This window comes from Haladaptatus sp. DJG-WS-42 (assembly GCF_037198285.1).
In the GTDB taxonomy this organism is placed as follows: domain Archaea; phylum Halobacteriota; class Halobacteria; order Halobacteriales; family Halococcaceae; genus QDMS2.
Genome location: NZ_CP147243.1, coordinates 1,673,535 through 1,691,898 on the forward strand (window position 1 = coordinate 1,673,535; position 18,364 = coordinate 1,691,898).

The 18,364-nt window shown below is 62.8% G+C and carries 22 protein-coding genes; 12 read left to right on the forward strand and 10 right to left on the reverse strand.

The genetic code is table 11. The features are described from left to right. Window positions 1-88: 88 nt before the first annotated feature. The gene (locus V5N47_RS09180) at window positions 89-247 is read left to right on the forward strand and encodes a hypothetical protein (RefSeq protein ID WP_338727032.1); all 159 of its coding nucleotides are present in this window, start codon (window positions 89-91) and stop codon (window positions 245-247) included. Here V5N47_RS09180 and V5N47_RS09185 read toward each other — a convergent pair whose 3' ends face one another. Then, window positions 248-1,681 (reverse strand): S8 family serine peptidase, encoded by a 1,434-nt coding sequence (locus tag V5N47_RS09185; RefSeq protein ID WP_338727033.1) that lies wholly within the window; start codon window positions 1,679-1,681, stop codon window positions 248-250. Between the two features lie 81 nt (window positions 1,682-1,762). Continuing rightward, entirely contained in the window at window positions 1,763-2,269 is a 507-nt protein-coding gene (locus V5N47_RS09190; protein WP_338730288.1) for a deoxyuridine 5'-triphosphate nucleotidohydrolase, read from the reverse strand. 150 nt (window positions 2,270-2,419) lie between these two features. On the opposite strand from V5N47_RS09190, the gene V5N47_RS09195 reads away from it, so the two are divergent. From V5N47_RS09195 to V5N47_RS09230, 8 genes are all read left to right on the forward strand, one after another. Beyond that, a complete protein-coding gene (locus V5N47_RS09195; protein WP_338727034.1) occupies window positions 2,420-3,358 on the forward strand; it encodes an oxidoreductase in 939 nt (312 codons plus the stop codon). A 53-nt stretch (window positions 3,359-3,411) separates the two neighbouring features. After that, complete coding sequence (locus V5N47_RS09200) at window positions 3,412-4,020, forward strand: TetR family transcriptional regulator (RefSeq protein WP_338727036.1); 609 nt, start codon at window positions 3,412-3,414, stop codon at window positions 4,018-4,020. A 151-nt stretch (window positions 4,021-4,171) separates the two neighbouring features. Further along, window positions 4,172-6,139 (forward strand): aconitate hydratase, encoded by a 1,968-nt coding sequence (locus V5N47_RS09205; protein ID WP_338727038.1) that lies wholly within the window; start codon window positions 4,172-4,174, stop codon window positions 6,137-6,139. A gap of 140 nt (window positions 6,140-6,279) precedes the next feature. Then, window positions 6,280-6,750, forward strand: a complete 471-nt coding sequence (gene rimI, locus V5N47_RS09210) for a ribosomal protein S18-alanine N-acetyltransferase (protein ID WP_338727039.1) — start codon at window positions 6,280-6,282, stop codon at window positions 6,748-6,750. Window positions 6,751-6,789: 39 nt separating this feature from the next. After that, entirely contained in the window at window positions 6,790-7,188 is a 399-nt protein-coding gene (locus V5N47_RS09215) for a DUF5810 domain-containing protein (RefSeq protein ID WP_338727040.1), read from the forward strand. Between the two features lie 25 nt (window positions 7,189-7,213). Further along, a complete protein-coding gene (locus V5N47_RS09220) occupies window positions 7,214-7,636 on the forward strand; it encodes a DUF5809 family protein (protein ID WP_338727042.1) in 423 nt (140 codons plus the stop codon). Between the two features lie 82 nt (window positions 7,637-7,718). Next, window positions 7,719-8,261 (forward strand): NUDIX hydrolase, encoded by a 543-nt coding sequence (locus tag V5N47_RS09225; protein WP_338727044.1) that lies wholly within the window; start codon window positions 7,719-7,721, stop codon window positions 8,259-8,261. 256 nt (window positions 8,262-8,517) lie between these two features. Beyond that, complete coding sequence (locus V5N47_RS09230) at window positions 8,518-8,892, forward strand: rhodanese-like domain-containing protein (RefSeq protein WP_338727046.1); 375 nt, start codon at window positions 8,518-8,520, stop codon at window positions 8,890-8,892. Window positions 8,893-8,960: 68 nt separating this feature from the next. Here V5N47_RS09230 and yciH read toward each other — a convergent pair whose 3' ends face one another. From yciH to V5N47_RS09255, 5 genes are all read right to left on the reverse strand, one after another. Beyond that, a complete protein-coding gene (gene yciH, locus V5N47_RS09235; protein WP_276245642.1) occupies window positions 8,961-9,254 on the reverse strand; it encodes a stress response translation initiation inhibitor YciH in 294 nt (97 codons plus the stop codon). A 70-nt stretch (window positions 9,255-9,324) separates the two neighbouring features. Beyond that, window positions 9,325-11,553 (reverse strand): transglutaminase domain-containing protein, encoded by a 2,229-nt coding sequence (locus tag V5N47_RS09240; protein WP_338727047.1) that lies wholly within the window; start codon window positions 11,551-11,553, stop codon window positions 9,325-9,327. Next, window positions 11,550-12,557 (reverse strand): DUF58 domain-containing protein, encoded by a 1,008-nt coding sequence (locus tag V5N47_RS09245; protein ID WP_338727049.1) that lies wholly within the window; start codon window positions 12,555-12,557, stop codon window positions 11,550-11,552. The genes V5N47_RS09240 and V5N47_RS09245 overlap by 4 nt, the downstream gene beginning before the upstream one ends. Beyond that, window positions 12,554-13,531, reverse strand: coding sequence for a MoxR family ATPase (locus tag V5N47_RS09250; RefSeq protein WP_338727050.1), 978 nt, complete (start codon window positions 13,529-13,531; stop codon window positions 12,554-12,556). The genes V5N47_RS09245 and V5N47_RS09250 overlap by 4 nt, the downstream gene beginning before the upstream one ends. Before the next feature lie 152 nt (window positions 13,532-13,683). Then, window positions 13,684-13,902 carry a hypothetical protein gene (locus V5N47_RS09255; RefSeq protein WP_338727051.1) on the reverse strand — a complete coding sequence of 73 codons (219 nt, stop codon included), beginning with the start codon at window positions 13,900-13,902 and terminating at the stop codon, window positions 13,684-13,686. An 84-nt stretch (window positions 13,903-13,986) separates the two neighbouring features. Here V5N47_RS09255 and V5N47_RS09260 point away from each other — a divergent pair, with 84 nt between their 5' ends. Then, window positions 13,987-14,205 carry a hypothetical protein gene (locus V5N47_RS09260; RefSeq protein WP_338727052.1) on the forward strand — a complete coding sequence of 73 codons (219 nt, stop codon included), beginning with the start codon at window positions 13,987-13,989 and terminating at the stop codon, window positions 14,203-14,205. Here V5N47_RS09260 and V5N47_RS09265 read toward each other — a convergent pair. The 3 genes from V5N47_RS09265 to V5N47_RS09275 are packed head-to-tail and all read right to left on the reverse strand — an operon-like array spanning window position 14,174 to window position 16,427. Beyond that, window positions 14,174-15,139, reverse strand: coding sequence for a 5,10-methylenetetrahydromethanopterin reductase (locus V5N47_RS09265; protein ID WP_338727054.1), 966 nt, complete (start codon window positions 15,137-15,139; stop codon window positions 14,174-14,176). The genes V5N47_RS09260 and V5N47_RS09265 overlap by 32 nt on opposite strands. After that, the gene (locus tag V5N47_RS09270; RefSeq protein ID WP_338727055.1) at window positions 15,126-15,881 is read right to left on the reverse strand and encodes a coenzyme F420-0:L-glutamate ligase; all 756 of its coding nucleotides are present in this window, start codon (window positions 15,879-15,881) and stop codon (window positions 15,126-15,128) included. Before V5N47_RS09270 ends, V5N47_RS09265 begins: the two co-directional genes overlap by 14 nt. Window positions 15,882-15,929: 48 nt before the next feature. Beyond that, window positions 15,930-16,427: a metallophosphoesterase family protein gene (locus tag V5N47_RS09275; RefSeq protein ID WP_338727057.1), complete on the reverse strand. Its 498-nt coding sequence runs from the start codon at window positions 16,425-16,427 to the stop codon at window positions 15,930-15,932. 53 nt (window positions 16,428-16,480) lie between these two features. Here V5N47_RS09275 and V5N47_RS09280 point away from each other — a divergent pair, with 53 nt between their 5' ends. Beyond that, on the forward strand, window positions 16,481-17,323 hold the full coding sequence (locus V5N47_RS09280) for a hypothetical protein (RefSeq protein WP_338727058.1): 843 nt from the start codon (window positions 16,481-16,483) through the stop codon (window positions 17,321-17,323). A gap of 169 nt (window positions 17,324-17,492) precedes the next feature. Next, complete coding sequence (locus V5N47_RS09285) at window positions 17,493-18,257, forward strand: DUF3179 domain-containing (seleno)protein (RefSeq protein WP_338727059.1); 765 nt, start codon at window positions 17,493-17,495, stop codon at window positions 18,255-18,257. The last annotated feature ends 107 nt before the right edge of the window (window positions 18,258-18,364 follow it).

Consider the following 18,364-nt stretch of genomic DNA (forward strand, 5'->3'; position numbering starts at 1 on the left):
CCAAACTATCCAAACGTCTGAATTTCGTGCGGAGAAACGTATGTTCGCCCGAATACAACGCTTTCTCCTCAGCGTGCGTATCTCAAACATGGCCTACGAATACAGTTGCCCGGAACCGGACTGTGGCTTCCGAGTCCGGACGGGGAGCGAGTACGAGACGTTCGAGCACGCAGAACTGCACGCAGAAGAAAAGCACCTCGTGTGGCACTCCGGAGAAGTCCTCCGAGAGACCACAACGGTCGTCTGATTATTCGCTGACGATGCTGACCTCGCTGAAGTCAGCGAGATTTCCGTTTGCCGCCCGCGAGACGGCGGCTTCCCCATCCACGAAGCCTGCGCCGATGTTCGCTGGGGTGTAGTCCGCACGGGCCTCGATGGCCGTCGCTTCGAGCGTGTTCAACACGTCGAGCGGGTCCGGGTACGACCCCGTCGCGTCGTAGTAGGCGTCCACGACGAGCGTGGCGACCCCGGCGGTCACCGGACAGGACATGCTCGTCCCGCTGAGCGGGCCGTAGTAGAGGTCGTTGCCCTCGCCGGTCGCGTTGAGCGGGTCGAGCGGCGAGAGCGTGCTCACGACGGCGTTGCCGGGTGCGCCAACGCCGTTGCGGTAGAGGCCGACTGGACCGCTCACGGACTCGCCCGCGCGGTAGGCACTGAGGTTCTTGAAGGCGGTCTGGCGGTCGTAGTTCGTCTCTCCCGAGTACGCGGGGGCGCGGCCCCGCGAGGAAAAGTCGGTGACCGCTTTCTCGTCGGTCGTCGCGGCGACGCTGAGGACGTGGGGAGCTTTCGCGTAGTCGTTTAACGTGTTGGTTGCTGGCCCCGAGTTCCCGGCTGAAAAGACGGGGAGAATCCCTGCTTCGAACGCTTCCCACGTCGCGACGTTGAGCGCGGCGTCCGGGTCGTAGTCGTCCGCGCTCGCACTCCCATACGAATTCGAGACGATTTGAGCGTCCGTGTTTCCGGCGAGGCGTTCTGCGATGAGGTGGTCCATCGCGGAGACGGCGTGGATGATGAGTAACGTGAGTCCTGCGGAGTAGACGGTGAGGTCTGCGTCCGGGGCCATCCCACGGTTCTCGGCGGTGTTCGTCCCGTCGCCCGCAATCGACCCGCTGGTGTGGGTCCCGTGGCCGTTGTCGTCGGTGTCGAGGTTGCCAACGTCCGTCCAGAAGGTGGTCTCGCTCGTCCCGAGCGGGTTGAGGTAGCGATAGTTGTGCTGGAGGGTTACTTGGTGGTCGGGATGCAGGCCAGAAATCCCCGAATCGATGACGGCGGTGTGGACGTTCTCGCCGGTGTAGCCGAGGGCAGAGTTGACAGTTTCGACGCCGGTCACGTCGCGGGCGTCTGCGTTGTGATACTCGAGTTCTGTGTTGGCTTCGACGCGCCGGACGGCGTCCCACGAGGCGACCTCCTCGATTTGCGACCCCGTCAGGCGGGTGTAGCCGATTGGGAGGACGGTGAGTCCGACGAAGCCGTCTTCGAGGCTGAGTCCGGAGAGCAGTGAGATGTCGTCGGTGGTGTCGAAGACGACGAGCACTTCCTGTGGGGCTTCGCTTCCGAGGTCGAGAACGTCGTCAACGAGTGGCAACGACGCGCCCGCGCTCCCGCTTGCGAGCGCCGTGCCGATGCCTGCCGCGCCGATGCCTTTGAGAAACGTCCGTCGTGGCGTGTTCTGACGTGCCATAGCCTCTGCACGAGGATGCCACATTAAAATCTATTGCAGACTACGTTAAATTATCAAAAATATACTGGGACATTGTTCGGCTCAGTCGAGATTTTCACCCTGATACGCCCCCTCGTAGACGCCTTCGTGGTCAGCCTCTGCGAGGACGAGTTGGGCGATGCGGGAACCGTGTTCGATTTCGATGTCGTGGTGGACTTGGAGGAGCCCTTCGCCCTTGCCCTCGTAGCCCGCGTCCCAGACGGCGGTGTTCAGCATACACGAGTTGCGCAGCAGCGACGACCGCGGGTAGATGAACCCGACGTGCTCCTCGGGGATGGAGACGATTTCGGCGTAGCGGACGATGTAGCCGCCCGGCGGCAGGTAGTACGCGCCGTTCGGGTCGGGGTCTTCCGGTGGCACTTCGACTACCTGCTCGCCCGCCATGCGCTGGCGGTCGCCGACCTCCTTGCCGTCCATGCCGATTCGGCCGGGTTCGCGCTGTTCGAACACGGCCTCAAGCGTGAGGTCGATGCCGTTCGGTTGAATTTGTTCGTCGGTGACCGGGGTGACGTTGTCTGCAACGAACTGCCCGCTTCGGAACATACCTATGGAAGTTTGGCCCGAGAGCAAAGGTCTGCCGAAGCACGCACCTCTCACACAGCCGTCATTTTTGAGGATACGCTTATATTCTCCACCGCCATTTCAGTATTTGATTGAACGTTCAAACAAATCGGTTGGACGGTCACTCGGAGACACACTATGGCATCTACAAACTGGACGGCGGCAGACATCCCTGACCTCACCGGCAAGACGGTCATCGTGACCGGCGCGAACAGCGGAATTGGTTACGGCGCGACGAAGCAACTCGCGGCAAACGGCGCACACGTCGTCATGGCGTGTCGGAGCGCAGACCGCGCCGACGCCGCCCGACGCAAGCTTGAAGCCGAAGTTGAAAACGCCTCGCTCGACACGATGGAACTCGACCTCGCAAGCCTCGATTCGGTCGCACAGTTCGCATCCGCGTTCCGCGACCGCTATCACGACCTCCACGTGCTCGTGAACAACGCAGGCGTGATGATCCCGCCGTTCTCGAAGACCGAGGAGGGCTTCGAACTCCAGTTCGGCGTGAACTTCATCGGCCACTTCGCGCTCACCGGTCAGTTGCTCCCGATGCTCCTCGCCACGCCCGAGTCGCGGGTCGTGACGCTGTCGAGCCTCGCCCACCGCCGGGCGAGCATCGACTTCGACAACTTCCGCGGCGAGAAGTCCTACAGTCAGTGGCGCGAATACGGTCAGAGCAAGCTTGCAGACCTCATGTTCGCCCTCGAATTCCAGCGACGGCTCGACGCCCACGGCGCAGCCACCCGCTCGCTCGCCGCCCACCCCGGCTTTACGCGAACGAACCTCCAACGCCACAGTTCGCTCACCGACTTCGGCATTGGCTTCTTCAGCATGGACCAAGACCAAGGCGCGCTTCCCACCCTCTATGCGGCAACCGCACCCGAGGCGCAAGCAGGCGAGTACTACGGCCCGGACGGCTGGTTCGAAATCCGTGGCTACCCGGAACCCGCGAAAATCTCCACTGCCGCCCGCGACGAACAGGTCGCAAGCCGGCTCTGGGAGTACGCAACGGAAGCCACGGGCGTCACGTTCTTCGCCGAAGAAGCGACGGCGGACGAAGAAACCGTGGAGGCCTGACCCATTCTCGAAGTATTGAGGGTCACGCGTGTCGAACTACGTGTGAGAACTCTATGACGCACTCCGGCGCGCGAGCGGACTCTGGCTCCACAAAACACCGAATCATCGCAGCGGCGTTCGACGCGCTTGCGACTCACGGCTACGCAGACCTCTCGATAAAGGCCATCGGCGACGAACTCGGCCAGAGCCCCTCGCTCATCTACTACCACTTCGACGACAAAGACGACCTCCTGTTGGCGTTGCTCGATTTCCACCTCGCCCAGTTCACCGAAGCGTACATCGACAATGCAACTGCAGATCCTGAAACGAATCTACGCGCGTTCGTCGATAAACTCCTCCCAGAGAGCGTTTCAGAAGACAAACGCACCTTCTTGCGCGTTTACTCAGAGCTTCGTGCACAGGCTGCCCAGAGCGAGGCCTACCGCGAGAAGTTCACGGAACTCGACTCCCTGCTCGTCTCGACCGTCTCCACCTTCATCGACGCCGGTATCGAGGCCGGGCAGTTCGACGACGGAGACGTATCCGAGGTGGCAGAACACATCGTTGGCCTGCTCCTTTATGCGATGCAGACGCGCGCGACGACCACGCGCACGGAGGCGATTCCCCCGATTCGCGCCGCGCTCGATTCGGTGCTCGACGGGCTCCGAAGCGAGGCTGAATAGCTGGCTAGTTGCTATGTCACCAAGTGTCTATCAGTTCGCGTGAAAATGGCAATTCTTTCGAGAAAATTGCCGCCGGAAGCGGTGTTTATGATGGTTTTCCATGGCTAATTTCACGGGATTTATAACACTGTAGCCTGCATTTTTAGCTGATATGGGACAGACGCTTACGGAAAAAATTCTTGCTGACCACCTTGTCGAAGGGGAACTTGAGACAGGTGAAGAGATTGGTATCGAAATCGACCAAGTGCTCACACAGGACACGACGGGGACGCTCGTTTGGCTCCAGTTCGAAGCGCTCGAAATCGACGAGGTCCAGACTGAACTCGCCGCCCAGTACTGTGACCACCAGACCTATCAGTTCGACTTTAAGAACTCTGACGACCACCGCTTCCTCCGGTCTGCAGCAGGCACGTTCGGGGCCTACTTCTCCCGTCCCGGCAACGGCATCTGCCACAACGTCCACAAGGAGAACTTCGCCGCACCCGGCAAGACGCTCCTCGGCTCTGACTCCCACACGCCAACGCCCGGTGGCCTCGGCCAGCTCGCCATCGGTGCCGGTGGCCTCGACATCGCCGTCGCCATGGGTGGCGGCCCATACTACGTCGAGATGCCTGAAGTCGTGAACGTTCGCCTCGAAGGCGAACTTCCAGAATGGTCCACCGCGAAGGACGTCATCCTCGAGATGCTCCGTCGTCTCTCCGTCAAAGGCGGCGTCGGCAAAATCTTCGAGTACACCGGTCCCGGTGTCGAGACGCTCACCGTCCCTGAGCGCACGACCATCACCAACATGGGTACGGAACTCGGCGCAACGTCCTCCATCTTCCCAACCGACGAGGCGACGAAGGACTTCCTCTCCCGTGTCGGCCGCGAAGACGAATTCGTCGACCTCCAGCCAGACGAGGACGCAGAGTACGACGACGAAATCGTCATCGACCTCGCAGAGATTGAACCGCTCATCGCGTGCCCATCCATGCCGGACAAGGTCGTTCCCGTCCGCGAAGTCGCTGGCACGTCCGTCGAACAGGTCATGGTTGGCTCCTGTACCAACGGTGGCTACACCGACATCCTCCCGGCCGCGAAGATGGTCGAGGGCAACGAAGTCAATAAGAGAACGGAGTTCATCGTCGCACCCGGCTCCAAGCAGTCTGCAGAACTCCTCGCCCGCGAGGGCTGGGTCGCAGAGATGATGGCCGCCGGTGTCAACTTCTCTGAGGCAACCTGTGGTGCGTGTATCGGTATCGGTCACGTGCCAGCCTCCGACTCCGTCTCGCTTCGTACCTTCAACCGCAACTTCGAGGGTCGCTCCGGTATCGAAGACGACAACGTCTACCTCTGCTCGCCAGAGGTCGCCGCCGCCGCTGGCATCAAAGGCGAAATCGTCGACCCACGCGACCTCGCAGAGGAACTCGGCGACCTCGAAGCGCCAGGTGCCGTGATGCCTGACAAATACAACGGCTCGAAAGCAGACATCATCACGCCAGACGAGCCCGTTGACGACAGCCTCATCAAAGGGCCAAACATCGGCGACGTGCCGCTCAAAGACCCGCTCGCAGCGAACCTCTCCGGGCCAGCCCTCCTTAAGATGGAGGACAACATCACGACCGACCACATCATCCCAGCAACGCAGGACATCTTGATGTACCGGTCGAACATCCCAAAGCTCTCTGAGTTCACGCTCTCGCGCGTCGACCAGAGCTTCGCCCAGCGCTCGCTCGACTCCGACGGCGGCTTCCTCGTCGCTGGTGAGAACTACGGGCAGGGTTCCTCCCGTGAACACGCCGCCCTCTGTCCGATGTTCCTCGGCATCCAGGGCGTCTTCGCCCAGTCGTTCGCCCGCATCCACAAGGCGAACCTGTTCAACTTCGGTCTCCTCCCGCTCGTCATCGACGAGGAGACCTACGGCAAACTCGAACAAGGCGATGACATGGAAATCGTCGACGACGTCGCAGAAGGCGTCCGCAACGGTAAGGAGACGTTCACGGTTCGCGTCAACGACGACTGGGAGTTCACCGCCGAACTCGAAGCCTCCGAGCGCGAACGCCAGATCCTCGCAGACGGTGGCAAACTGACACACACGAAGATGCAGACCGAAGGCGGCGCCGCACCCGCAGACGACTAATCTCTCTCACTTCTCTTTCGTTTTCACCGGCAGTGAGCGACGGCTCTCAGTGGCTGGGTTCTCCACCATAGTGGGGGTGCTGTAACGCCACAGTACGTCGCCCAAATGTGATATATAGCGTTCCGTGCGTACCTTTCTCCGTGACAACGACGGCCGAAGATGTCGGGCAGGCAGTCGAGATTCGAGAAGCGACGCGCACAGACTTGCTCTCTATTTTTCGTATCGAACGCCAGTCGTTTCCCCAGCCGTGGCCGTATCAGGCGTTCGAATTTTTTGTTGGCGAACCGGGCTTTCTCGTCGCTGCAGGCGACGACATCGTGGGCTACGTCGTGGCCGACGCGGTGGTGAATCACGGGCGACCGATTGGCCACATCAAGGATTTCGCCGTTGCGCCCACCCACCGTGGCGAAGGGATTGGCAGCCTGTTGCTCGAACGTGCGCTGTTCGTCCTCGCCACCCACGGCGTGCGCTCGGTGAAACTCGAAGTCAGGGAGTCAAACGGGGGCGCACAGGCGCTCTACAAACGCTTTGGCTTCGCCCCACACCATCGTGTTCCGGGCTACTACGAAGACGGCGAGGACGCACTCATCTTCCTCAAAACAGACGAGTGAGGCGATTGCCTTTTTTCGACGGCTCACATTCCACCCACCATGGGATATGTCTGCCCGGTCTGTGAGGCACCGCAGATGGACGGCAAGCATCTTGCGAACCACCTCGCCTTCACCGCCATCCTTGGCAACGCCGAGCACGAAGCGTGGTTGGACGAACACGCCCCCGGTTGGTCTGCGGAGGGGCAGAAAGAACTCGCCGCGCGCGTCACCGAGTTCGCAGAAGAACGCGAGTATCCGCAGGTGTTCGAGGATACGACGGGCCACGACCACGACGACGTGCGCCCCGGCGACCTTTTCGATGACGAGCCAAGCCACGCACACCACATGGAACCAGCCGAACAGTCACCCGAGTTAGACGCCAAAACGCAGGCGGCGATGGAGGAAGCAAAGCGGATGGCGAAAGAACACCGCGCGAAAGACGAAGACGAAAACGCGTAACTGCATCCCGCCACATACACAGACCATGCACGAAGACGGCCTTTTCTCGCCAGCAACTATCGAAGACGCCCGCGAGCAGTTCGAACAGGTCGGCCCCGCCGCTCAACTCACGGTTCGCGAGACGGCGAAAGCGATGGAGTTCGACCGCGAGGAGTACCACGAACGCGTCACCGGCGACGTGGTCACGACCGCGCGAAACGCGCTGTTTTCCTCGCTGCTCAAAGTCACCGTCGGCACGCGTACAGAGTTCGACGACTGGTGTGCGGAACACGAGGAGTACGAGGTCATCGAAGCCGGGAGTGACACCGTAGACCACGTCGTCTGGCACGTCGCGCCGTTCGCGGGCACCGTGGTTGCCGCCACGTTCCAGAACGAGGAGGACGCCGCGGTTGGCACGCTCCGCAGACAGGCGTTTGGCCGCATCTACCGCGACGCGCTGTCGCTCTAACTTCGAGCTTGCGCAAAAGCGGCGACACCGTGTACGTCTCACACAACGGCACACTTTATCGGATAACGATTGTACAGGACGTATGACCGATTCACGCAATCACGACTGGCCGGTCCTCGAATCAAAGGCCGAATACGAAACCGGCTGGTACACCGGCGGCTACGACCTCGTCACCCAACCGGACGGCACGGAGAAGAAGTACTACTGGGCAGAACTCCCCGCCGCCGTCGTCGTGGTGGCCGTCGCTGACGACAAAGTCATCCTCGTAGACCAGTACCGACCGGCCATCGGCGAGCAGTGTCTTGAACTCCCCGCAGGCATCGTTGAACAAGGCGAATCCTACACCCAAGCCGGGGCGCGCGAACTGCAGGAGGAAACCGGCTTCGCTGCAGACAGCCTCGCCCTCGTAGAAGAGTTCTGGTGCTCGACTGGCGTCCTCCGCCACCGCCGGGGAATTGTGTTCGCAGAAGGCTTGCGCCCCGTCGAACGCAAACTCGACGGCAACGAGTTCATCACCGTCACGTCGGTTCCCGTCGATGACGCTCTCGACCTCGCCCGAAAAGAACCCGCAAACGACGCCACGATTGAAGGCATTCTGCTGGCGAAAGAAGAAGGCCTCATCTAAGTTCACCGAGGGCTGGGACGCGCGAGTCGGGAACGGGCAGGCTGTGGGGTGGGACTGAAAGGGGCCGGGCGCTGGGCGAACCCCGGTGGGGCAAGCACCGCAACGAGCGGAGCGAGTGAGGAGCACAGCGTGTACCGCGGGAGTCCAGCGCTCGGGGGCTTTCGTGGTAGCAGTCGCAGTTTCGTCGTTCTCTTATCCAATTTTCCGTTCGTAGTAACCCAGACGCTTATCCTCACGCACCCAATAAAACACGTATATGACCGACCTCAGAGACGACGAAATCGCGCCGGACGAGGTCAAAGCCCTGCTCGATGAGGGCGCAGACGTGCGCATCATCGACATCCGCTCGCCTGGGGCGTTCGCCCGCGGGCACATCCCCGGCAGCGAGAACATCCCGTTTCACAGCCTCGTGACGAAAATTCCGACGCTCGCGGACGCAGCCCACATCGTGACCGTCTGCCCGCACGGCGTCTCAAGCATTCAAGCCGTGCGGCTCATCTCGTCGTACGAAGGCACTGCAGACGCCCGCGTCGAGAGCCTCGCTGGTGGCCTTGATGCGTGGGAGTACGGGTTTGAGACCGGTGGCCTCGAAGCCGAGGCATCGAACGAAGGCCCCGGCGCGCCGTTTTAGCTGCCGCTCTGTTTTGATAGAAAGTAAATGTGTGGCCCGAAGGCCGAAGGTGACGATTCAGTTGAAGGTCAGGCGACGTTGAAGCCCTTATCGCGCAGGAAGTCCTCTACGCGGCCCGTGTGGTTCCCCTGGAGTTCGATGGAACCGTCTTCGACGGTGCCACCGCAGGCGAACTTCGATTTCAGGTCGGACGAAAGACTATCCATGTCCACGTCCTTTGGGTCGAGACCTTCAATGATCGTTACCTCCTTCCCATAGCGACGCTCGTCGATGCGGATGTTAATCTGCTGAGATTCCCGGGCGACGTCCTCACAGACGCAGAGTTCCTCGGGCAATCCACACGTCGAGCACACTTCCGACATTACGACTCGAGATACGAAAGCGTCCTACTAAACGCTGTCGGGTGTTGTGTTTTTAGAAATTCGTGAGACGCTACCGACCCAACCGGCGAAGCAGCGGGGTTGCGTCCCGGACTTTTTCGCTTACGAGCGAGAGCGCCTCGTTCGCCTCCTCGCGGGTCACCCGCCCGGCGTACGTCGCCCGCTCGTAAATCGTGCCGACTCGGCGGGCATCGCCGTCTGCGTCCACTCTCGCCAGATACTGCCGTGGTGTCTCACCCGGCCGACGCGGGCCGTGGTGACGCGAGAGCAGGTATTCGAGGCGGGAAAACGCCCGCGCGGCATCCTCTTTTGGTGTGCCGGAGTGCGGCCAGCGCAGCCAGAGAGCGCGATAGGCGCGTTTCGAGGCGCCCGTGCGGTGGGCACCCGCGGCCATTCCGACGAGCGCGACCAGCCCAACGGCGGTCTGCTCGCGGCTCGGAATTGGGATGCCGCCACCCGCGTCTTCAGGGGCAGCTCCGTCCGGGCCGTCGGGTGGCGTACTCGCGTTCGACGTTCCCTGCGAGCCGGGGTCGCCGCCGAGAATCTCAGAGAGGCGCTCATCGTCCGGGCCGGAGACGGTGTTGTTCGAACTGGTGTTCGTGCTCGTGTCCGGCGTCTCGGTGGTCGTCGTCGCGTTCGCCTGCGTTTCGTCGGTATCGACGTTCTCCTCACCAGCCGCCCGCGCTTGGGTCAGGCGTTGGGTTTCCGCGGTCTCGCGCGCGCCTGACGGGGTCGGGTCGAACTGCACCCACCCCGTCTCAGGGAAGTACACTTCTACCCACGCGTGGGCGTCTAAGCCGCGGACGACCCACTTGTCGTCTGCGACCTGTTCGCCGGGCGTGTAGCCAACCGCGAGGCGGGCCGGGATGCCCTGGGTGCGGAGCATCGTCACCATCGTCGTCGCGTAGTAGGTGCAGTAGCCACGGTCCATCTCGAAGAGGAACGAATCTGCGATGTCACCGTCCGGCCGTTCGACGTCTAAGGAGTACGTCTTCTCAGTTTCGAGATACACTTCGATGACACGCGCGGTGTCGTAGGGATTCTCGGCGTCAGCCGTAATCTGGGTTGTAAACTCACCCACGCGGTCGGGCGTCGATTCGGGGAGCTGGAGATACCGCTCTTCGATGTGCTCCGGGTAGTCCGTCCCCGCCGAACGCAGTTGGTCTGGGTGGGTCTGTGGCACCCGGCTCAAGACGGTGTATCGGTCGCCTTCGCGGAGTGACCCGAGCGGCTGGATGCCGTCGTGTTGGGTCACGCGCGTCCGGTCTGACTGCGTCCCGCGGACGCTCACTGGCTTCCACGCCGAGGGCATCGTGTCCATCCGGCTCGTCTCTATCTCGAACGTCTGGACGAGGCGGCGTGAGTCACCCTCGGGCGCGGCGAGCGAACTCGTATACAGCGTGCTTTCGCCGGTTCGCACCCACCCGCCGCCGGTGTAGCGGTCGTAGCTGCCGACTTTCCAGTACTGCGGGCTGTTCGCGGAGACGCTAAAGCGCACCTCCGGTGAGAGGCTGATGCTCCCGAGGACGGCGACCTCCTCGTCTGCGGTGAGCAGGTTCGATTCGATGGTGTCGCCGCCCGGCCGACCCGAGAACAGCGGGTTCGACGCGCCACCCGGCACGACGCTGATGGTGAGCGAGAGTACGACCATCGTGGCGAGGACGACGGTCAACAGGTCTGCCTGTCCGAGCGTCGCGCCGAAGCGTTCGAGTTCGCCAAACCCAACGAGGGCGGCGGCGGCGGTCACGCCCATCGCGGTGAGCAGCATGTCCGCGTCGCCTGTGAGGACGAACAGGCCGAGCGGAACCGTGCCGACGAGCGCGCCGAGTGCGTAGCGTCGCTGCATCACGAAGTACCACGACAAGAACACCGGGCCGGGCGCAATCGCCATCGCCCAGACGCTGGCTTTCGTCACCCGCAGGATGGAGAGGCCGGTCATGAGCGCGGTCACGTCGCTTATGACGCGCTCGGTCTGAAGGAGCAGCGCGAAGCCGTCGGGAATCGACTGGAGATAGAACCACATTCCGCCGACGAGCATGACTGCGGCGAGCAGGAGGGCGACCCACGAGGAGAGATAGCGCGCGAGCAGCGTGCTCACGAGGAGCGTGGCGGCTACGAGCACCAGCAGGTCGTTTGACCCGCCGACGATGGTTGTCACCTCGTACAGCACGTTCACGTAGGAGCTGGTCAAGACGGCAGCGGCGACGAGCGAGAGGAGGCGAAGCGGGTCGCGCAAGCCGAAGTCGGTTCGGTCAACGAAGGTGGCGGTTTCAGTACTCATGGTTCAGGGCTCCCGCCGTCTGCAGCCACCGCAGCCCGGCGAGTCAGGTCATTAAAAGCCAGTTCACGGTCGCGCAACGACAGGGTCGTCGGGCCGTCGCCCGACGCGGAGACGAGCACGTCTGCAGCCTCGCGGCGGGCGGTTGCAACCCCGCCTGCGGGCGTCTGGGCGAACAGCGTGAGGACGCGCTTTCGTTGGCTGTCGCCGCGAGCGCGCGTGACGTGGCCACCGGGAGCCGTCACGTCACACGAGAGCCCCGCATCGAGGACGTAGGCCGCGACGCTTGCGGCGGCACAGGCCATCTCGTCTGCGCGCCCGGCGTCGCCCTCTGCGACGATGGAGAGGCCGTCTTCTTCCGCCTCGCCGATGAACTCCGCGACCAGCAGGTCGCCATCGCGTTTCGCGCTTGTCTTCCAGTGGATGTCGCGCAACGGGTCGCCGGGGACGTATTCACGCAGGCTATCGAACTCTTGGCGCGAGATGACGGCGGCTTCGTCAAAGAGGAGATTCAGCGTGTGGCGCGCGTCGTCCGAGAGGTCTTCGAGTCGCGGGTAGACGAGCGTCCGCGTGATGAGCGGGTACGAAAAGGTGCGCTCGAACAGGCCGAACATATCTCGCACCGAAACCGTGACCGGGCCGAGTTCGTGTTCGCCCCGGCGGTCGTACTCTATGTCGTAGCTGATGGTTCCGGGGACGGACGCCTCGAAATGGGTGTTGGTGGCAGAAAGCCCCTCTGCAACGCCATCGGTGACGCTCGCGCTTGCGGTGTTCGTGCCGTCGATAGAGAGCGTCACCGTCCGGGTCTCCCCCGGGAAGCCGGGCGCTGGCTGGCTTCTGGTCACTTCCGGCTTCGGGAGACGCGTGCTCTGGATGGCTCCCGCGACGAGCGCGATAACAGCAGGGACGACGATCGCGTTCAGTGCCCGCCCGCCGAACGAATATGACATGGCGAGGGCGAGCGCGACTGCCACCACCACCACGATACCTCGGCGGGTGATGCTCATGGAACCGAAACGGCCTCGAGCGCGGCTTCGACGAGTTCGCGCTTGGTCACGCCAGCCGTGTCAGCGCCGAGTTGGATACGGTGGGCGAGCACCGAGACAGCCTCTTGTTGGACGTCGTCGGGGATGACGTAGTCTCGGCCGTCGATGACCGCGCGGGCTTGGGCGGCGCGCAACAGCGAAATGGAGCCGCGCGGACTCACGCCGAGGACGGCATTTTCGCGGGTGTAGCCCGCAATCTGGGTGACATAGCGACGGATCGGCTCTTCGATGGACACCTGCGAAACCGTCTCGCGGGCCGACTGGAGCGCTTCTGCGCTCGCGACTGGCTGGAGCTGCTCGATTGGGTGATGCCCGACCACACGCAGGAGCATCTCGCTTTCTGCATCCTCGTCGGGGTAGCCGAGGTGGAGTTTCTTCATGAACCGGTCGACTTCGGCCATCGGAAGCTCGTAGGTGCGATTTCGCTCGACGGAGTTCTGCGTTGCAATGATGGTAAAAGGGAGTGGGACGCGGTGGGTGTCACCGTCAACCGTCACCTGTTCTTCTTCCATCGCCTCTAAGAGCGAACTCTGGGTTTTCGGCGGTGCACGATTGATCTCGTCGCCGAGGACGAAGTTTGCGAAAATCGGGCCGGGGCGGAACTCGAACTCGCGGGTTTGCTGGTTGAAGACGTTGACGCCGGTTATGTCAGAGGGGAGCAAATCCGGGGTGAACTGGACGCGTTTAAACGAGCAATCGACAGAGCGAGCCACGGCGCGCGAGAGCATCGTTTTCCCGACGCCGGGAACGTCCTCTAAGAGGATGTGACCGCGAGCCAAGATGGCGGTCACAATCTGCTCGACGGTGCCGTGATTCCCAACGATTACCTGTTCTACGTTGTCGATAATGTCCTGTGCGAGTGCGCCTGTGTCGTCGATAGACAACGCAGTAGAAGCCGCACTCGGTTCAGCGCTAGTGATGTCGGCGTCTGTCATGGGAGGGATAGTCACACTCTACAATGAGGTTGTCTGACACTCCGGCGGCTGGTTACAAATGCTTTCTGTCATATGTCCAACGAGAGTGTACACCTCTTCGCCCGTTATAGTCCCCCAGAATATCTAACGTTACTGGCTGGTTCAACCGGCAGCTACCACGATTTACACGATTCGCAGACTAACACGTCGCCGTCGCGCCACCGGCGTTTCACGACCTCGCCACACGACTCGCACGCGGCTCCATCCGGCGACCACGTGTAGGTTGCGGTCGCGGGGGTGACCGTCTCGGTCGTCGCTTTCGGGTCGGGTTCCTCCGCTTCGTCCGCCGATTCGCTCCCGGCGAACGCATCGAGCGTCGAATCCTCGCTCATACGCTTTCTCTCTGCGCGTCGGGCTTATACTATCTGCCGTGTCGGACAGTAGCAATCAAATACCCCGAGTACAATCCCACGACTATGGCAAACATCGCTGTGGAACTCCTGAACAACGTCGTCGAACTCACGATGCGCTTTACTGACGTCGCCCTGAGCGACCCACTCTCTGCGCTCTTGCTCACGATGGGCGCGCTTCTTACGGGCGTCTCGATGCTCGCACTCGGCTACCTCGCGCTTGGTGCGGTTGGCGACGCGATGGTCGGCGACGTCACCCAAGGACCGCCCCAGCAAGGGCAATAGCCGTCTCGATATCCGGGCCAAGCGGCGACCCCATCACGATGCTATCGACGTAGGAGAGGACGGCGTCCACTTTTTTCTCGACCTCGTCGGGCGTCCCTGCGATACAGAAGGCGTCAATCATGTCGTCGGTGACCGCACCGAACGCCGATTTGAATTCTCCCGCCCCGATTTGTTCCCCAATCTGCGCCGCTGCGTCGGGGTCGATGCCGTGGCGTTCGAGCACGGGCGGCGCGGCCCCACCCGCGATGAACGCGACCGGCGGGCGGGCGGCCTCGCGTGCCGCCTCTCCGTCTTCTGCGATGCTCACGCTTGCGTAGGCGGCGGCGTCGAACGCGTCGCTGTCGTCTGGGCGCATCGCCAGCCCTTCTTCAATCTGTCCGGCAGCCCACTCGACGTCCGCCGGGTGTGAGGCGTTTATCAGGACGCCGTCTGCGTGTTTCGCGCTCATCTTGAGCATGTGCGGCCCCTGTGCGCCGATATAGACGGGAATCTCGCCCACCTCGTAGTTGAGGCCTGCATCCGTTGCCGCAAACGTCCCGTCGTGGGTGACGCGCTCGCCTACCCACAGCCGTTGGGCGACTTTCATCGTTTCGAGCACCCGACGCAGTGGTTTGTCGCGGTCGTACCCTAAGTTGGTGAGCGTCGAGCGGTCGCCCGCCCCCAGCCCGAACACCGCACGGCCGTCGGTTGCTTCGGCAAGCGTCGCCATTCGTGAGGCGAGCGCGACGGGGTGGGTTTCGTAGGGATTGACGACGCCGGGGCCGACCCGCAACTCGCTCGTCGCCTGCCCGATTCGGTCGAGCGCGATGAACGGGTCGCGGTTGTTGTAGTGTGCGGAGACGAATCCGGTGTCGAACCCGACTTCCTCCGCGAGTTTGCCGTACGCTGCGAGTTCCGAGACGGGGTGTTCAGGGGTTAGCTCAATGCCCTTCATACGACCACCCCCGGAGGGCTTGGCGGACGAAGTCCGTCTCGACAGACCGATACAGGTTCTCGCTGCCGCCGTGGTCGCCAAACTCCCAACCACGGACGACGGTCACGGGCGTGCCGTCGTCGCCTTCGCCGGAGACGAGATTCGCCGCGCCTGCCAATTCATCGACGACGCACTGGACGGTCACACCGAGTTCGCGGCCGTCTCGGTCATGCTCGCCGCGCCAGTCACGGCTCGCGGGCATGCCTGCCCACCCAATCGCCACCGCGCGCTGGCCGTGGCGAAACGGTCGCCCGCAGGTGTCGGTCACGACCACGGGCACGCCGAGTTCGTCGTGAATCCGTTTCGCGCTCTCACTCGGGCGTTTCGGCAGGAGAAGGAGATCTGCGTCGGGGACGTTCGAACGGTCGATGCCCGCGTTCACGCCAACGTGGCCGAAGCGCGTTTCGGTGAGCAAGAAGGGCGCATCCATTACGATGTCAGTCGATTCTTCGAGCACGGCTTGGGCGAAGCGTGGGTCTTTTTCCTCGCCGGTTATCGCTTCGAGAGTCGCCGCGAGTTCGCGGGCGCGAGGGCCAGCCGGAAAGTCAGCGAGATTCGCCTGCCTGCCCTCCGCTTTCGAGATGATGGTGCTCGCAATCACCACGACGTCGTCGGATTCGAGCGAGACGCGTCCTGCGACGAGCGCGGCGATGTCGTCGCCCGGACGCACCTCGGGGAGGTCGGGCACCGAGAACAGTTCCATAGGTGTTGGTCGCTCGCACCCCGTAAAAAGCGACCCGATAGGTGCAAGCTACCCGTCGATGCGCGAGACGGAGACGGCGTCGCCGTCGATGGAGACCACGAGCATGGTCGCTGTGAGCGCCGGGGCCGCTCCCGTCGCGCTCCCCGGATTCAACAGGCGGACGCCGTCTACCACTTCGTCGTGAACACGATGGGTGTGCCCGGAGACGCCGATGGTCGTGCCCGCTCCGTGTTCGGTGGCGATAGCCGCGACTCGCTGTTTGTACGTCTCGGGGTCGCCCTGCCCGTGCGTGACGACGAAACGGATGTCAGCGACGTCGAGGGTTGCGACTGCTGGAAGTTCAAGGTCGCCGGGGTCGGTGTTTCCGAGACACGCCGTGAGCGTTTCTCCTGCAATCTCGCCGACGCGCTCGAAGGCGTCAACAGAGTCGAAATCGCCGGCGTGAATCGTGTAGTCCGCGGCTTCGATTTCTTCGACCACCCACTCTGGGATAGTCTCTTTTCGGGAGGGAATGTGCGTGTCTGAAATAAGTGCCACGCGTGGCATGCCCGGAGATTCACCGCCCGCCCTTCTAAATGTTCGCCGGGCGAAGGTGAAGTATGGCCCGCGACCTGTCGGTCGAACGCATCCGCGACGACCGCGATCACGGCTCGGCACAGCTCTCGCTGTGGGCACTCGACGTGCTCCATGCGGGCGCAAAAGCCGCAGACGACTGGGAGGATGTAGCTACCCTCGCCCGCGACCTCGTCGCCGCCCGGCCGAGCATGGTGGTCATCGAAAACCGCATCAACCGCGTGATGCACGCGGCCGACCACACGCCGGAAGCGGTTGCCAACGAAGCCCGTAGCGTCCGGACGCGCGCAGAGCACGCGGACAACGCCGCGGCCACCGAACTCGACTGTCTGTCCGGGCAGACCGTATTCACGCTCTCGCGCTCGGGGACGGTGCTCGCCGCCCTCAACCACGCACCGCCCGCTCGCGTCATCGTCGCAGTCTCAACTCCCGGCGGCGAAGGCGTCCGCGTCGCAGAGACGCTTGCATCGGCGACGAAAACGACGCTCGTCGCAGATGCAGGCATCGCCCAAGCACTCGCGGAGTTCGATGTGGAGTACGTCGTCGTCGGTGCGGACACGATTCTCGCAGACGGGAGCGTCGTGAACAAGGTCGGGACGCGCGTCGCCGCGAGCGCCGCCTACGCCCTCGGAATCCCCTTCTACGCCGTCTGTTCGCTCGACAAGGTGAGTCCGCGAGACGGCTACGACCCGGAACCGCGGGACGCAGCGGAACTGTACGACGGCGAGGCCGATATCGACGTGTCGAATCCCACGTTCGACCGCACGCCACCCGACCTCGTGACGGGGATTGCGACCGAGGCAGGGTTGTTCGACACGGGCGACGTGGCGACCATTGCGGTGGAACTGCGCGGACTCGCCGATTGGTAAGCGTCAAATCCCTTGGTCGGATACGTCCAAACGGGCGGCGGTGACGACAGTTACCCCCTCTGAGCCCCTTGTGACGACGCTCACATTCTGAGCCGCCCACTCTCGATGGTTGTGAGCGACGCGTACCCACACGCGCGGCAGTTACGTCCGATTCGTGCCTAGCTCCTTCATGCACCGTCGTCGGTTTCTCGCCGCAACAGCCGCCGGACTCAGCGCTGCGGCGGGCTGTCTCACCGATGGGTCGCCAACAGAGCCGACGACCAGCGACCCCCTCCCGACACTTTCACTCGCAGAACAGGGGTTCCCGAGTACGATTTGCGAGGAAGAAATCAAGACGAAAACCATCCGCGCCATCATCGAACCACAGTTTGGCGCGAACTGGGACGGCCTCGAAATCGAGTCGAAGTACCTCCGGCGGAACCAACAGACCCTCACCGACCACCAGACCATAATCGGCCTCCGCGACGGTGACCGCGCGCGAGCCTATCCGCTCACGATTCTCTGGTGGCACGAGCTCGTGAACGACGAGTTCGGGGGGCCAGTCATGGTCACCTATTGTCCGATTTGCGGGAGCGGCCTCGTCGCCGATAGAACCGTCGCAGGCAAACCAACTCGTTTTCTCGTTTCCGGCTTGCTCTGGCAAGCGCCGGGCGTGTACACGGTTGCGAGCGAACTTGAGAACCGGACGTTCGTCGCCTACGAGAACAGTTCGGCCGTTTCAGCGCAGGTGCGGAACAACGCCAATCTCGTGATGTACGACGAGGCGACGCGCTCGTACTGGAGTCAAATCCTTGGTCGCGCCATCTGCGGCCCATTAGAAGGCGAGCGCCTCACCATCCGGCCCTCCGAGGTGACGACGTGGGGCGAGTGGAAGGAACGGTATCCAGACACCGACGTGCTGTTGCCGCCGCCGTATTCGACGTTGGTGGAGTGAGTTGTTTCGGTAGCGGTTGACCGCTGTTTGCATCCGAGAGCGACGGGGTCGCTCTCGGCCTTTTTCATGCAAGTTTTTGCGCTGAGTGGTGCGCTCCGCGCACCCGA